Here is a 14,031-nt window from a genome sequence, read left to right as displayed (position 1 = left end):
TGGCTGCCGTAACGGAGGGGATACGGCGTGGGTGAGAACGACACTGCGATAGAGGCGGCGCGGCCAGACGACTGGCCCCTGCGGCCCTGGCTGCTTGCTGGCCTGCTTGGCCTTGCGGGTCTGGCGGTGCATCTTGCCAGTGACGGGGGCAGCGACACTCCGTGGCGCATGGCGCTAACAGCGTTTTTCTTCTTCGGGCCTGTTGCAGCCGCGCTCACCATCGACCGAAATGACCGGGTGGCACCTGCAATCTTCGGTCTTGGTGTCGGCGCAGTCATGGCGGGCATCGCATGGCGCGTGACCAGCGTGCAGGACCGTTACAGCGACACAGAATACTGGGTTGCTGCAGGCATTCTGGCGGTTCTGCTGTCGGTCCCACTGTTCCAGTCGGGCTTCCACAAGCTGCGCTGGAAAACCCCCTATAAAGTCACCCATTACCATGTCTGGAGCGATGCGATCTGCGGGGCGGGCGCGCTTGCATTTACCGGGCTTAGCTGGGCGCTGATCGCGATCCTTGCTGCACTGTTCGACGTTATCCAGATCAGCCTGCTGAAAGATTTGATAGACGAGGAATGGTTCGGCTGGATGTTTTCCGGTGCGGCGTTCGGTGCGTCGCTTGGCGTTCTGCGCAACCAGATGAAAATCATCGGGACGCTGCAGTCGGTCGTTCTGCTGGTGCTGTCGATCCTGGCCGTGCCGTTGGCGATTGCGCTAATCCTGTTCCTGCTGGCCGTGGCGCTATCGGGCATCGACGTGCTGTGGGCCGCCACCAAAAGCGCCACGCCGTTGCTGCTGGCCTGTGCGGTTGGCGCATTTGTGCTGACCAATGCGGTCGTCCGCGATGACGATGCCGATGCCAGCAATTCGCGCATTCTGCGGATCGCCGGTTTCGTGCTCGCCATCGGTATCCTGCCTTTGGCCGCGATGGCCGCACTGTCGATGGGAACGCGCATCGACCAGCACGGCCTTAGCCCGGAACGCCTGTGGGCGGTGATCGCGATTGGCGTCGCGGTGGCATATGGGGCAGGCTATTTCGTCGCCGCGATCCGCGGGCGCAAGGATGGGTGGCGCGATCTACTGCGGCAGGCGAACCTGCATCTCGCGGTTATCACCTGTGTCATCGCGTTCTTGCTCGCCATGCCGATCCTGAATTTCGGGACGATTTCAACCGCCAATCAGCTCAGCCGGCTTGAAAGCGGCAAGGTCAGCGCTGATGAATTCGATTACACAGCCTTGCGCTGGGATTTCGGCGAGCCGGGGCGCGAGGCATTGGCACAACTGGCAAAGAGCAGCGATGCCGCGATCAAGGAAGGCGCGGAAATCGCGCTGGCCCAGGAATCGCGGCCCTACCGGTATGGCCCGATCAAGGAGCAGACCAGCGACCGTGATCGCCGCCTTGCCAACCTGCGCATGGAGTTTGACGATCCCGATCTGAAACGCCGCGTCGAACTGACCATCGCGGGCCGCCGCTGGAGCTGCGACAAGCCCTGTGTCGCTCTTGACCTCGAGGAAAAAGACGGCGTGCACACGGTGGCGATTGCTGAGGGGCGGGGACTGTATAATCTGACCATCGACACAAACCAGCCGCTGACCGAGTTGAAGGCCCAGGGAATGGACGCTGTCAGCGCAGTGGAGCTTGCCTCAGAAGCGCCTGAAAAGGATGCCGAAGTGTCGGCGAATTCTGACGTTGAAATCCGCGAATGGACAGGCCGGCGTGTTTATGTGGATGGCAAGCCGATAGGCGAACCGTTCGAATAGGCTCCTCGCGCGCGAAACCTGCTTGAAGCGTGCCGCAGGCGCGGCTAACGCGGCGTCATGTCCGTAGATAAAGCAACCGTGGCCAAGATTGCGTCTCTGGCCCGTATCCAGATGGATGACGATGCGCTCGAGCGTATGGTCCCCGAACTCAACAATATCCTCGGCTGGGTCGAGCAATTGGGCGAGGTTGATTGCACCGGCATCGAACCGATGACTGCAGTGATCCCCAACACGCTGCGCCTGCGCGATGACGTGGTCAATGCCGACCCCAAGACCGGCGGTGACCGCCGCGACGATATTCTGGCCAATGCGCCCGCTGCCGAACACGGCTTTTTCGGCGTGCCGAAGGTAATCGAATAATGACCAATCTGACTGAACTCGGCGTCGCGGCAATCCGCGATGGCGTCGCCCGTGGCGATTTCACCGCGCGCGAAGTGGCAGAGGCTTTCAATGCCAATGTCGCGGCCGCGCAGGACGCGCTCAACGCCTTCATCGTGACCACCCCGGACGCGGCGCTTGCCGCAGCCGATGCCGTCGATGCCGACCGCGCGGCGGGCAATGAACTGGGCCGGATGGCCGGTGTGCCGATCGGCATGAAGGATCTGTTCGCGACCAAGGGTGTCCAGACCACCGCGGCCAGCCACATTCTGGAAGGTTTCACTCCGCAGTATGAAAGCACCGTTTCGTCCAATCTGTGGGCGGCGGGCGCGGGTATGCTGGGCAAGCTGAACCTCGACCAGTTCGCGATGGGCTCGTCAAACGAGACCAGCTATTTTGGCAATGTCGTGTCGCCTTGGCGGCGCAGCGGCGGCTCAAACACCCAGATGAGCCCCGGCGGTTCGTCCGGCGGCAGCTCCACCTGCGTTTCGGCGCGGCTCGCTCCGGCGGCGACCGGCACCGACACCGGCGGTTCGATCCGTCAGCCAGCCGCATTTGCGGGCATTACGGGCATCAAGCCAACCTATGGCCGGTGCAGCCGGTGGGGCGTGGTGGCGTTTGCCTCCAGCCTCGATCAGGCTGGCCCGATGGCGCATGACGTGCGCGATTGCGCGATCATGCTCGGCGCGATGGCGGGTTTCGATCCGAAGGATTCGACCAGCCTCGACATGCCCGTGCCCGATTGGGAAGCTGCCCTCAATTCAGACATGAAGGGCAAGAAAGTCGGCATTCCGCGCGAATACCGGATGGACGGCACCGATCCGGAAATCCTGAAAAGCTGGGATGACGGGATTGCATGGCTGAAGGATGCCGGCGCTGAAATCGTCGATATCAGCCTGCCGCACACCAAATATGCGCTGCCCGCCTATTACATCATCGCCCCGGCAGAAGCGTCGAGCAACCTCGCGCGCTATGACGGTGTGCGCTACGGCTTGCGCGAATTGCCCGAGGGTGCGGGCCTGCAGGATATGTACGCCGCCACCCGCGCCGCCGGTTTCGGTGACGAGGTGAAGCGCCGCGTGCTGATCGGCACCTATGTGCTCAGCGCGGGCTTCTACGATGCCTATTACAATCAGGCGCAAAAGGTTCGTGCGCTGGTGGCGCAGGACTTCGAAAAGGCGTGGGAACATTGCGATGTGATCCTTGCCCCGACAACGCCGACCGCCAGCTTCGGCCTCGGAGAGAAATCGGACGATCCGCTGGCAATGTATCTCAACGATGTGTTTGCTGTGCCAGCATCGCTGGCCGGACTGCCTGCAATGAGCGTGCCCTGCGGCGTGAACAGCGAAGGGCTGCCGCTGGGCCTCCAGATCGTCGGCAAGGCCTTTGACGAGCAAGGCGTGCTGAACGCAGGGCTGGCGATTGAAGAACGCGCTGGGTTTACGGCCAAGCCGGAGAAGTGGTGGTGAATGTCGGAGTAACGCTTGCGTCTGCTGCGGCGTTGCTCGTCGCAATATATGCCTATTTTCGCTTTGCAAAGAACGATGTCATCACTTCGAAAGCAGTGCCCCTCTGCAGCATTTGCCAGCGAAAGCTGGATGTTGACGATGATCCATTGTCGATTGATTGCGGCGGGGATTGCTGGGGTTGTGTAGGACAAGCTGAATTGGGCGGAGAACTCGACAGCAATGTAAGAGAAGAAATTGCAACTGGATTGAGAAGGTCCGACGGTTCAGCTGCTGACAGGAAATATGGTGTATAGATGAGTAACTACCGCATCCACGGCGCAACGGGCGAATGGGAGGTCGTGATCGGCCTTGAGGTCCATGCGCAGGTCACTTCCAAGAGCAAGCTGTTCAGCGGCGCGGACACCACCTTTGGTGCGGAGCCTAATACGCAGGTGTCGCTGATCGACGCCGCGATGCCCGGAATGCTGCCCGTGCCCAATGCCGAATGCATCCGGCAGGCGGTGCGCACGGGCATGGCGATCGAGGCGCAGATCAACAAATACAGCCGCTTCGACCGGAAGAATTACTTCTACGCCGATTTGCCGCAGGGCTACCAGATTTCACAGCTCTACCACCCCATCGTGGGCGAGGGTCAGCTGCTGATCGAGAAGGACGAGAAGGCCGGCATTCCCGAGGACAAGATCATCGGGATCGAGCGCATTCACGTCGAACAGGACGCGGGCAAGCTGATGCATGACCAGCACCCGACCATGTCCTATGTCGATCTCAACCGCTGCGGCGTCGCGCTGATGGAGATTGTCTCCAAGCCCGATATGACATCGCCGGCAGAGGCCGGAGCATACGTCCGCAAGCTGCGCTCGATCTTGCGCTATGTCGGATCGTGCGATGGCAATATGGAGCAAGGCTCGATGCGCGCCGACGTCAACGTCTCGGTCCGCAAGGTTGGCGATACCGAGCTTGGCACGCGGACGGAGACGAAGAACGTCAACTCGGTCCGCTTCGTCATGGCGGTGATCGAAAGCGAAGTGCGTCGTCAGATCGATCTGATCGAAGATGGCGGCGAAGTGGTGCAGGAAACACGCCTGTATGATCCGGACAAGAACGAGACGCGGTCCATGCGCAGCAAGGAAGACGCGCATGATTACCGGTATTTCCCCGATCCCGATCTGTTGCCGCTTAACCTTGAGGATGACTTCCTCGAGGAATGCCGCGCAAGCCTGCCCGAACTGCCTGATGCCAAGCGCCTGCGTTACATCAACGAGCTGGGGCTGAGCGAATACAACGCGCACGTCCTGACCGCAGAGGTGGAAACCTTCGCGCGGTTCGAAACGCTGCTGGCGATCACTGCAAAGCATCTGGGCAAGCCCGAAAGCGGCGCTGCGACCACCGTTGCGAACTGGTCGATGTCCACCGCGCCGGGCGTGGTCAAATCGCTCGGCGATGAAGCGAACCTCGAATACGCCACGGCTGAAGCACAGGCGGCGATCCTGAAAATGCAGGACGCGGGCGAGATTTCGGGCGGTCAGGCCAAGGAAATCTACGAGATTGTCCTGAAAACCGGCCGCAGCCCCGAAGAAATTGCCGACACCGAAGGCCTCAAGCAGGTCAGCGACACCGGCGCGATCGAGGAAGCAATCGACGCAATCATCGCCGCCAATGGCGACAAGGTCGAACAGTACAAGGGCGGCAAGGACAAGCTGTTCGGGTTCTTCGTTGGCCAGACGATGAAAGCGATGCAGGGCAAGGCAAATCCGGCTGTCGTCAACCAACTGCTGAAGGCGAAGCTGGGCTAATTCGCGCAGGTTTCGGCGTGATGTCGCTCTGATACAATGGCACGGGCTTAACCGCCGCTATTCCCTGATTTGTGTCGCAGGGAGTCCTTCGCGGTCAAACTTTGCGTGCCTGGCTTTCTGCATCTGGATCAGTGCAGAGAGGAAGTGCGCGATCAGGCCTGCTGGATATCCTGTTGCCATGCAACGATAGGGCGCTAGCAAGTGCCAAGGGATTATTTTCAGGGGGTCGCGCAGATGTTCATGCGTATTCTATTTGCTTGTCTAATGTTTATTGGTTTGTCTGCGCAGGCGCAGGCGATGGAAAAATCAGGTATCCGCCCCGGGTTCGAAGAAGCCCAGATTGCGGGTGAAAAAATCGTTCTGTTTCGGCCTGATATCAAGGTCGGCGAACAATCGATGGGCGGTCTATTCGAACCGCGTGCTGAATGGACCGAAACCGCCCGCGAACTGATCGGTGCGGAACTGCAGCGCGCCCAGTCGCGCCTGTCGAACGAACTGGTGCCTTTCCCGGAACAGACCGGCGAAAACGCCGCGCTGGTTGCCGAATACCAGGCGCTTTTCAACGCGGTGAGCGGTTCGATCGTTCAGTACCAGTTCTTCCCCGGCAACCGACTGCCAACGCGCAAGAACGAAGCATTCGAATGGACCATCGGTGAAGGTGCCAAGCGCCTCGCAGATATGTCGGGCGCGCGTTACGGCCTCTTCATCACGACGGAAGATCACTACGGATCGGCTGGCCGGAAGGTCATGCAGCTTCTCGTGGGTGTCCAGTCAGGTGTCCACATGGGTTCGGCAGGGCTCGTCGATCTGCACACGGGCAACGTCCTGTGGCTGAATGCCGACCTGCAGATGGGCGGCGACGTTCGCGATGCCGAAGGCGTTGAAAAGCGTGTCCGCCAGTTGCTGGAAGACTTCCCGGGCAGCACTCCTGCGGAGGACTGATCCATGGGTGTCGTAGAGAAAACCACCCTCGCAGCTCTGCTGCTGGGTGTCTCTGCGCCTGCTCTTGCCCAGTCTGATGCAATGTCAGGGGAAGGGGCGGCGAATGCAGAGCAAATTGCAGAAGTTTCGCCGGATGCTTCGATCGAGGCGGAAACCGGAATCGATGCTGCCACCGAAGTGGCCGTCAATGAAACTGGTGATCCGGAAACGGACCCGGCAAGTTTTCAGGTCGATGGTATGCCGCAGATCGTTTCGGCTCCTTCCGGGCCAGAACCGATTTATCCGCCTTACACCGGGTCATACGATCCGGAAGACGAGGATGAGCGCGGCATCTGGCAGCAGATGGAAGAGCTGGAACGCAAGGCCATCGCCCGCAAAGACGTGATCCGTGACGATTCGCTGAGCGGATATTTGCAGGATGTGTTGTGCGAAACCGTGGGGCCTGAACGTTGCACCGGTGTGCGCATCTACGTGCTGCGCGATGCCAGTTTCAACGCGGGCATGTATCCCAACGGCATGATGATCGTGCATAGCGGTGCCTTGCTGCGCCTGCGTTCGGAAGCGGAACTGGCGTTTATGCTCGGCCATGAATTTGCCCATTTCGAGGAACGGCACGGCCTGCAAAGCTTCAAGAAAGCACGCGCAGCGACAGACATCGCGATCTTTGCATCCAGTTTCGGCATGATTGGCAGCCTCGTTGGCTTGCTGGCAATTTCTGACCTGTTCACTTTCAGCCGTGAGCAGGAAAAGGAAGCCGATATGCTTTCTTCCGAATTCCTCGCAGCATCGCCCTATACGCCGCGCGCGTCGGCCGATGTGTGGGTGCGGATGCTGGATGAAGATGCGGCACGCGCCGTTGAGCGGGATCGCCGGGCGAAGGGCAAGAAAACCGGTTGGCTGGATAGCCATCCGGCGCCATTTGTGCGGGCAACCTATCTCGACCGTTCTGAGGAATTCGCCGAGGCTGAGGGCGAAGATCGACGGGATCGTTATGCGATGGCCATGCGCCCGTTCCTGACCGATTTCTTCGACGATCAGTTGCAGCGAAACGACTTCGCAGCGTCCGAATATATCGTGGAGGAAATGGCGGCCGGGAATTGGGACGCCGATCTGCTGTTGCTGCGCGGTGAACTTTACCGGAATCGCGGCGAACCTGAAGATCTCGCCACCGCGATTGAGGCCTACAGCCAGGCAATCGAACTCGGCAATACGGATCCGCGCACGTGGCGCGGCCTCGGCCTTGCTCACATGCGTGCCGGTGCACGGGTGCAGGGTCAGGAAGCTTTGAAGACATATCTTGAAATGGAACCCGACGCGCCCGACGCGCCGATGATGTCCATGATGATTGGGGTGAACTAATATGCGTAAAATTATACTCGCGGCAGCTGCCGTAATCGCAATTCCTGTCCTTTCCGCTCCGGCCAACGCAGGCTGGCGCAAGATCGAGCCGGTCGAGACTACTGTCGCGAAGGGGGCAATGGAAGTTGCCCCGTCCAGCGAATGGAACCGCTGGTCGCGCCGCCCGGCGAAGAAAGGTGAAACGTGGACCAAGGATGGCCTGCCGCTCAATCAGCTCGATTTCTTCGGCCAGGTTGCCAACGGCGATCCGGTTTACAAGGAGCGCAACAAGTCGGACCGTCCGCTGCCGAAATTCAAGAGCGATATGCTGTTGCCCGACCTTGCGACATTGTTCGAGGCGAATTTCAGCATCGAAAACAACATCACCCAGTTCGAGGTGACCGAGATTGCGCCAGCAATGCTGGGCGGTGCCAACGGGCTTAAGCTGACCTACGATTACGCGCTTCCGGGTGAAAGCCTGCAGCGCCGCGGCGAAGCGCGTATGGCGGTGCATAACGGCGAACTCTACGTTGTGAATTTTACCGCGCCGCGTTTGCACTTTTTCGACCAGAACATTGAGGAAGTCCGCGGCATCATGGATCGCATCAAGCTGATGTGATCTGCGCCGTCAAAAAGGCAAAAAAGGGCGCCAGAGTGATACTCCGGCGCCCTTTTTTGTGTTTGGTTAAACGCTAGTCGTTTGACAGCGACTTAGCCCTGACGTTCACCCGTCATGGCCATCGAACCGAATGCGCCTGCATTGACGTTGCCGGTCAGCTGGTCGCCATCGACGGTAGCTTCGCAGTCGAGGGTCATCGGCATCGGAACTGTCATGTTCATCTTCCAGGTCAGCTTGTTGCCGTCGATCTTGCCATCGTCGACGTCCATGCTGCCCATTGCGCCGGCATTGGTGCCGGTGAAGGTGGTGCCGTCATCACCAGGGACAACGGTGAAAGTGCTCTTCTGGTCGCCCATCGGGCTCTTGGTTACGCAATCATAAGTACCGGCTACGGACATAATATTCTCCTTTGATACAATTCAAACGGCTTATTCGCCTGATGTTTCCCGCACTTCCACGGGCAGGCCCAATGCGTCAAGTTGCGGACGCACCACTTCTGCATCGCCAACAATTACGTAGACGATCTGGTCCTCGCGCAGAGCCCCCAATGCCGCAGCGTCAAGCTGCTGGGCGGTGAGCGAGGAATATTTTTCGGACAGGGTCTCATAATAATTGTCCGGGCGGTCGTAGGTCACGATGTTTACGATCCCGCCAAGCACATCACCGCTGGTTTCGAACTGGCCCGGCAATTCGCGCACATTGCCGTTGATCAGACGGACCAGCTCTTCTTCCGTCACGCCCTTTCCGCTGGTGTACTCGGTCAAATCCTTGCGCAGTTCGGCGAGCGAGTCCCCCGTGCGGTCCGACTGAACCGGCGCGTAGATCATGAAGTACGACCGATCCAGCGGTGCCCGCACCATGCTGCGGACGCCGTAGGACCATCCCTTTGTCTCACGCAGGTTCATGTTGATCCGGCTGAGGAAACTGCCGCCGAAAACCTCATTGGCCGATTGAAGCACGGTCAGGTCGTCTGTGCCCTTCTGTTCTAGCACCAGACCGCCGAAGATAATCGACTGCGGCGAATTGGGGCGGTTGAGCAGGATGATGCGCTGTTCAGGCTGGGGGATGGGCGCATCGTAGGTTTTTTCCGGTGCCGGGACTGCTGGCGGCTGCCAGTCGCCAAAGCTTGCCTCAAGCATACGGACGGCTTCCTCCAGCGTGGTGTCGCCGACCACGAACACCTTTGCCAGATCGGGGCGCAGCCACATGCGGTGGAAATCGGAAATCTCCTCGCGCGTGACTGTCTGTACCACCTGCGGGTCGCCGGTGCCGCTGGGCGGAATGCCGTAAGGGTGGTCTTGCCCGTACAGGATCGGCAGCAGCGCCCGTTGCCCGATCTGCGCCGGGTTGTTCAGTTCATTGGTGATCCGCGTCAATTGCTGTGCGCGCACTCGCTCAAGTTCGCTCGCGTCGAATGCGGGGTTGCGGATGTAGTCGGCTAGCAGGTTCAGAGATCCGAGCAGGTTCGGGGTCACCGCATCGAGGCTGAAGAACGTGGTGTCGGCATTTGCGCCGCCTCCGATCGAGGCACCGAGCTGTTCGCGGGCGACCGCCAGTTCCGACGAACTGAGCGAGGTGGTCCCTTCGTCCATCGCGCTGAGCATCAGCGAATGCAGGCCCAAGCGGCCAGCGGGGTCAGCGCCGTAACCTGCATTGAACGCAACCCGGACGCTAACGGCGGGGACTGCATCGCGGCGGGCGAAATAGACTTCCATCCCGTTGGACAGGGTCGCGCGTTCAATGTCGGGGAAATCGAGTGGCTTTAGCTCGCCCACAGGCGGCAATTGCGACCGGTCTGCTTCCGGAACGGCGACGCCTACCGACCCCTGCATTGCGGCAGGGTTGATAAAGAACGCCGGCTGCATCGCACCCGATCCCTCTGGAGCGATTACGAAACCGCCACGGTTTTCGCCGCCTTCCTGCCGGTCGCCGGGTTCGACGATGAGTTCGAATACCGGACGCGAGAGCCATTTCGCGGTCACATCGCGCACTTCCTCCTGCGTCAATGCGGCCGCACGGCGCAGCGTGGTTTTGTACGCGCCCGGATCGCCTTGGTACAGCAAGCCTTCGGCCAGCGTCGGTGCCTTGCCGCTGAACCCGCCAACTTGCTCCAGCCCGCGGATCTGGCCAGCGGCGTAGACTGTGGTCGCCCGCTGGATTTCGCCAGCGGTTGGCCCTTCAGCCATGAATTTCTCGATCTCTGCATCGAGTGCGGCAGCGAGTTCCTCCTGGTCAACGCCGGGCTTTGCATCGGCGTAAACAACAAATTGACCGGCCTGGGCGAAAATTTCCGCCCGTGCGACGACCCGGACTGCCAGTTGCTGTTCGCGCACCAGCGCATTGTCCAGCCGCGATGAGGCCAGGCCGCCAAGCACGGTTGCACCCATCGACAGCGGCAGGAAGTCAGGATTGTCCAGCCCAGGAACGGCCCACATGCGGTACAGGCGAGGGGAGGCGATCCGGTCGTAAATCGTTTTCGATTTTGACTCGGGCAATGTCGGGACAGGGGCCGCGACAGGTGTGGTCTCCGGTCCGCGCTTGATTGCACCGAACCACTTGGTCACTTTTTCCCGCGCGGTGGCGGTATCGATGTCTCCAGCCAGCACCAGCACTGCGTTGTTCGGCCCGTAATTGTCGCGGAACCACTGTTTTACGTCTTCCAGCGTGGCCGAGGACAGGTCGTCCATCGATCCGATGGTCGAGTGGTGATAGGGGTGGCCCGCAGGATAGAGGTTTTCCAGCTGTTCGTATTCGGTCAGCCCGTATGGCTGGTTATCACCCTGGCGTTTCTCGTTCTGGACAACGCCGATCTGGTTATCGAGCTTTTCCTGTGTGACCGCACCCAGCAAATATCCCATCCGGTCACTTTCCAGCATAAGCGCCCGGTCGAGCGCGCCGGTAGGGACGGTTTCGAAGTAATTTGTGCGGTCGAACCAGGTGGTGCCGTTGAAATCGGTCGCGCCGACCTGCTGCAAAGGCTCGAAGAAATCACCTGGCGCGTTTTCCGACCCGTTGAACATCAAGTGTTCGAACAGATGGGCAAAACCGGTCTTGCCTTCAGGCTCGTGCTTGGAGCCGACATTATACCAGATCGATACGCCGACCACCGGGGCCTTGCGGTCTTCGTGCACCAGAACGGTCAGTCCGTTTTCCAGCTGGAACGATTCGTATGGGATCGAAACCGCATCGATCAGTTCCGAGACCGGAGCCGGATCAGCGCTTGCCACCTGCGCGTCAGTGTTGTCGCCCGGCAGCGCGGAAGAAACCGCAACAGGTTCTGCCGCAGTCGTCTGGCAAGCCGCCAGCGACAGCGCGATCAGGCTGGCAGAAGCAAAGCGTGCGAGTGGTTGAAGGCGCATGTATCAGTCCTCTGAGGTTAATTTAGTCCGGTGGCAGTTTTAAAAGCGGCTCACTTGTTGGTGACCGTTTTTCGATGAGCGGCGTTTTTCAGCGCATCAACGCGCCAGAAATGGACCGGTTTTAATTCCTTGCGAACGAACAGGGGTGCCTGGTCGGCATAATGTGGGCTGTCCGGCCTTGTGGTGGCCGCTCCGTATGGCTGGATCGACTGCGACCGCACCCGTTTTCCGCGTTCCCATTCGACGAACATCAGGAAACTGTCCCCGTGCCGCACGGATAGCCGCCCATCGTCATCTACGTCCCACAGGGTAGATGCCCGCAAGGTGTCGCTGCCCCCGTCCAGTGGCAGATCGACATCGCCCTGCCGCAATCGCAGCAATTCTGACATTGGTGGGTCCAGCCGGCCAAAATGGGTGATCAGGTGATCAACCGAGCGTTGCAGCTCTTCTCTTGCATCGGGCAGAGCCTTGTTCTGGTATTCGGCGCTCATCCAAGGCCGCACCATCAGCAGGGCGATGGCATCGCCTTGTCCGACACCGTCTGATGACAGATCCCATTCAGCCAGCAAGCGCTGTCCCTCCAGCAATTCCGGATCGTCGGTCACATCGAGGAGTGCCACGCTGTTCAGCATCGTGTCGACGTAATCCGCCCGCACATAGCCGGTATCGTATTTGATCCGTTCAAGCGTCAATCGGTCGATCCTGCCGGCGCGGTTCATCAGTTCTTCCGCGCGCCTTGCGCGATTGGTCATTTTCAGTTCCACGCCCATTTCGGCGGGCACGCTTTCCGGGTCGATATCATCGGCCGGTCCGGCTGCGGAATAGGGCTGGTTGTTGGCGTTATAAACCCACCCGCTGGAAGGGTTGACCACCTTGGGAATGGCGGAATATTCGACAACATCTTTCCAGATCAGCGAGCTGTCATCGCCTGGCAGGATACCGCGCCAGTTTGGTCCCTTCGGCCGATCGGGGATTGCCGCATTGTAGACGTAGCCAATGTTGCCCTCACGGTCGCCGTAGATGAAGTTGGTCGAGGGGATGTCCATGCGTGCCAGAATGGTTTCCCATTCCTCGAGCGTTTCGGCCTTGTTGAGGCGGTAATACGCGTCCAGCTGACCCAGATTGTCCATGCCGCCGTAACGGATGGCAAAATAGCCGTCGTCATTGCGAATTACCGGACCATGCGCGCTGCGATAGACAGTCTGGCGCACCGGCAGGACCAACGGCCCCATCTTTACCGGCAAGGTGAAGCTGCGCTGTTCAAGCGGGATCCATTTGCCGTCCAGACGGTAATTCTCGCCTGCTTCATCGACCTCGAGGCGGTAGATGTCGGTCATGTCGGGCCGGTTGACGGTGTTGGTCCAGCCCAAATTCTCGTTATGGCCAAGGAAGGGGAACGGGCTGCCCGGGAAATTGGCCCCGGCATAATGCCAGCCCTCATTGCTTTGTACGACCATTTCATACCAAGCGACGCCGCCCCGCCACGGCTGGTGACTGTTGGAAACGAGCCGGGTCACCCCGTCGCCCGATTTGTCCGGAGCAATCGCCCACGCGTTCGATCCGGCCATAGCGCCGTCTTCGCCCATATGGATTGGTAATGCGCGGGCGACCTGATCTTCCCCGCTGCGATCCATGATCGGCTCAGCATCGTCTGACGGAGCATAGCCGGGAATGGCCGGGCCGAATTCGCGCGGAAGTGGATCACCGGAGACCAGAGGGCCAATGGTGTTGCCGAGACCAAAGAAAAACGGCTGACGCAAGGCAAACCCAGCCGCCACATCCTGACCGTTCACCGGGAACAGATTCGCCAGCTTGATCTGTGCCGGATGTTCATCGGCATATTGGTTCAGGCCGGTGGCGTAAGCTTCGAACAAAGCGCGCGTATCGGCGGGCAGGGCGGAATAATGCCGTTCGGCGGTCCCGCGCGCATCAAGCAGGTGATAAGCGAAATCGACCTGAGCGCCTTCTTCCCCGGCGATTGCGCCGTAACGTCCGCGGCTCATCGCGATCACGTCCTGCAAGGTGAAGAAATCATCTTCCGAATGGGCGATGGCCACGCCGTAAGCGACATCTGCGTCAGTTTCGCCGTAGATATGCGGCACCCCGAATTCGCTCCGAACGATTTCCGCCTCATAAGTGCGGTCGGTGTCCGGTGCCGTGCTCTTCCCGGCTGCCAGCGGTTCCCACACCATCAGGCCGATCAATACCGCCAGCACTAGGCCGAGCACGGCCCATCCGGCACGCGCAATCCATCGCTTCATCTGTAATTTCCTCTCTTGCCGGGCAGCCTAGCGGGCTTGACGGCATCGGTGAAGCGTCTGGACAATCACGTATGAGTTTTTTTCGCTGCCATCTTGTAGGTTCGCCGGGGTTCC

General features: G+C 60.0%; 11 protein-coding genes. 8 read left to right on the top strand and 3 right to left on the bottom strand.

What is annotated here, in order from left to right; all coding sequences use genetic code 11:
• The first annotated feature begins 27 nt into the window (after positions 1-27).
• The 8 genes from PO778_RS08150 (at position 28) to PO778_RS08115 (ending at position 8,297) form a co-directional block, all read left to right on the top strand.
• Positions 28-1,758, top strand: coding sequence for a DUF4153 domain-containing protein (locus tag PO778_RS08150; protein WP_271439205.1), 1,731 nt, complete (start codon positions 28-30; stop codon positions 1,756-1,758).
• 57 nt (positions 1,759-1,815) lie between these two features.
• Positions 1,816-2,118, top strand: a complete 303-nt coding sequence (gatC, locus tag PO778_RS08145; RefSeq protein WP_271439204.1) for an Asp-tRNA(Asn)/Glu-tRNA(Gln) amidotransferase subunit GatC — start codon at positions 1,816-1,818, stop codon at positions 2,116-2,118.
• Positions 2,118-3,605: an Asp-tRNA(Asn)/Glu-tRNA(Gln) amidotransferase subunit GatA gene (gene gatA / locus PO778_RS08140; protein ID WP_271439203.1), complete on the top strand. Its 1,488-nt coding sequence runs from the start codon at positions 2,118-2,120 to the stop codon at positions 3,603-3,605. Before gatC ends, gatA begins: the two co-directional genes overlap by 1 nt.
• A complete protein-coding gene (locus tag PO778_RS08135) occupies positions 3,596-3,898 on the top strand; it encodes a hypothetical protein (protein ID WP_202391612.1) in 303 nt (100 codons plus the stop codon). Before gatA ends, PO778_RS08135 begins: the two co-directional genes overlap by 10 nt.
• Positions 3,899-5,398: an Asp-tRNA(Asn)/Glu-tRNA(Gln) amidotransferase subunit GatB gene (gatB, locus tag PO778_RS08130; protein WP_271439202.1), complete on the top strand. Its 1,500-nt coding sequence runs from the start codon at positions 3,899-3,901 to the stop codon at positions 5,396-5,398.
• Between the two features lie 264 nt (positions 5,399-5,662).
• Entirely contained in the window at positions 5,663-6,340 is a 678-nt protein-coding gene (locus PO778_RS08125) for a hypothetical protein (protein WP_271439201.1), read from the top strand.
• Positions 6,341-6,343: 3 nt separating this feature from the next.
• Complete coding sequence (locus PO778_RS08120; protein WP_271439200.1) at positions 6,344-7,699, top strand: M48 family metallopeptidase; 1,356 nt, start codon at positions 6,344-6,346, stop codon at positions 7,697-7,699.
• Between the two features lies 1 nt (position 7,700).
• The gene (locus PO778_RS08115) at positions 7,701-8,297 is read left to right on the top strand and encodes a hypothetical protein (protein WP_271439199.1); all 597 of its coding nucleotides are present in this window, start codon (positions 7,701-7,703) and stop codon (positions 8,295-8,297) included.
• A gap of 92 nt (positions 8,298-8,389) precedes the next feature.
• Here PO778_RS08115 and PO778_RS08110 read toward each other — a convergent pair whose 3' ends face one another.
• The 3 genes from PO778_RS08110 to PO778_RS08100 are packed head-to-tail and all read right to left on the bottom strand — an operon-like array spanning position 8,390 to position 13,917.
• On the bottom strand, positions 8,390-8,695 hold the full coding sequence (locus tag PO778_RS08110) for a hypothetical protein (RefSeq protein WP_271439198.1): 306 nt from the start codon (positions 8,693-8,695) through the stop codon (positions 8,390-8,392).
• Between the two features lie 30 nt (positions 8,696-8,725).
• Positions 8,726-11,656: a M16 family metallopeptidase gene (locus tag PO778_RS08105; protein ID WP_271439197.1), complete on the bottom strand. Its 2,931-nt coding sequence runs from the start codon at positions 11,654-11,656 to the stop codon at positions 8,726-8,728.
• Positions 11,657-11,706: 50 nt separating this feature from the next.
• Complete coding sequence (locus PO778_RS08100; RefSeq protein ID WP_271439196.1) at positions 11,707-13,917, bottom strand: penicillin acylase family protein; 2,211 nt, start codon at positions 13,915-13,917, stop codon at positions 11,707-11,709.
• Positions 13,918-14,031 lie beyond the last annotated feature (114 nt).

This window comes from Pontixanthobacter luteolus, from assembly GCF_947494915.1.
Lineage (GTDB): Bacteria > Pseudomonadota > Alphaproteobacteria > Sphingomonadales > Sphingomonadaceae > Pontixanthobacter > Pontixanthobacter luteolus.
Note: the sequence above shows the minus strand (reverse complement) of the source record. Positions and strands in the feature narration are given on the sequence as shown.

What these genes read in the sequence shown, in the direction of transcription:
- gatC (WP_271439204.1), top strand. Translation starts at nt 1,816, where the DNA reads ATGTCCGTAGATAAAGCAACCGTGGCCAAGATTGCGTCTCTGGCCCGT.
- gatA (WP_271439203.1), top strand. Translation starts at nt 2,118, where the DNA reads ATGACCAATCTGACTGAACTCGGCGTCGCGGCAATCCGCGATGGCGTC.
- gatB (WP_271439202.1), top strand. Translation starts at nt 3,899, where the DNA reads ATGAGTAACTACCGCATCCACGGCGCAACGGGCGAATGGGAGGTCGTG.
- PO778_RS08125 (WP_271439201.1), top strand. Translation starts at nt 5,663, where the DNA reads ATGTTTATTGGTTTGTCTGCGCAGGCGCAGGCGATGGAAAAATCAGGT.
- PO778_RS08120 (WP_271439200.1), top strand. Translation starts at nt 6,344, where the DNA reads ATGGGTGTCGTAGAGAAAACCACCCTCGCAGCTCTGCTGCTGGGTGTC.
- PO778_RS08115 (WP_271439199.1), top strand. Translation starts at nt 7,701, where the DNA reads ATGCGTAAAATTATACTCGCGGCAGCTGCCGTAATCGCAATTCCTGTC.
- PO778_RS08110 (WP_271439198.1), bottom strand. Translation starts at nt 8,695, where the DNA reads ATGTCCGTAGCCGGTACTTATGATTGCGTAACCAAGAGCCCGATGGGC.
- PO778_RS08105 (WP_271439197.1), bottom strand. Translation starts at nt 11,656, where the DNA reads ATGCGCCTTCAACCACTCGCACGCTTTGCTTCTGCCAGCCTGATCGCG.
- PO778_RS08100 (WP_271439196.1), bottom strand. Translation starts at nt 13,917, where the DNA reads ATGAAGCGATGGATTGCGCGTGCCGGATGGGCCGTGCTCGGCCTAGTG.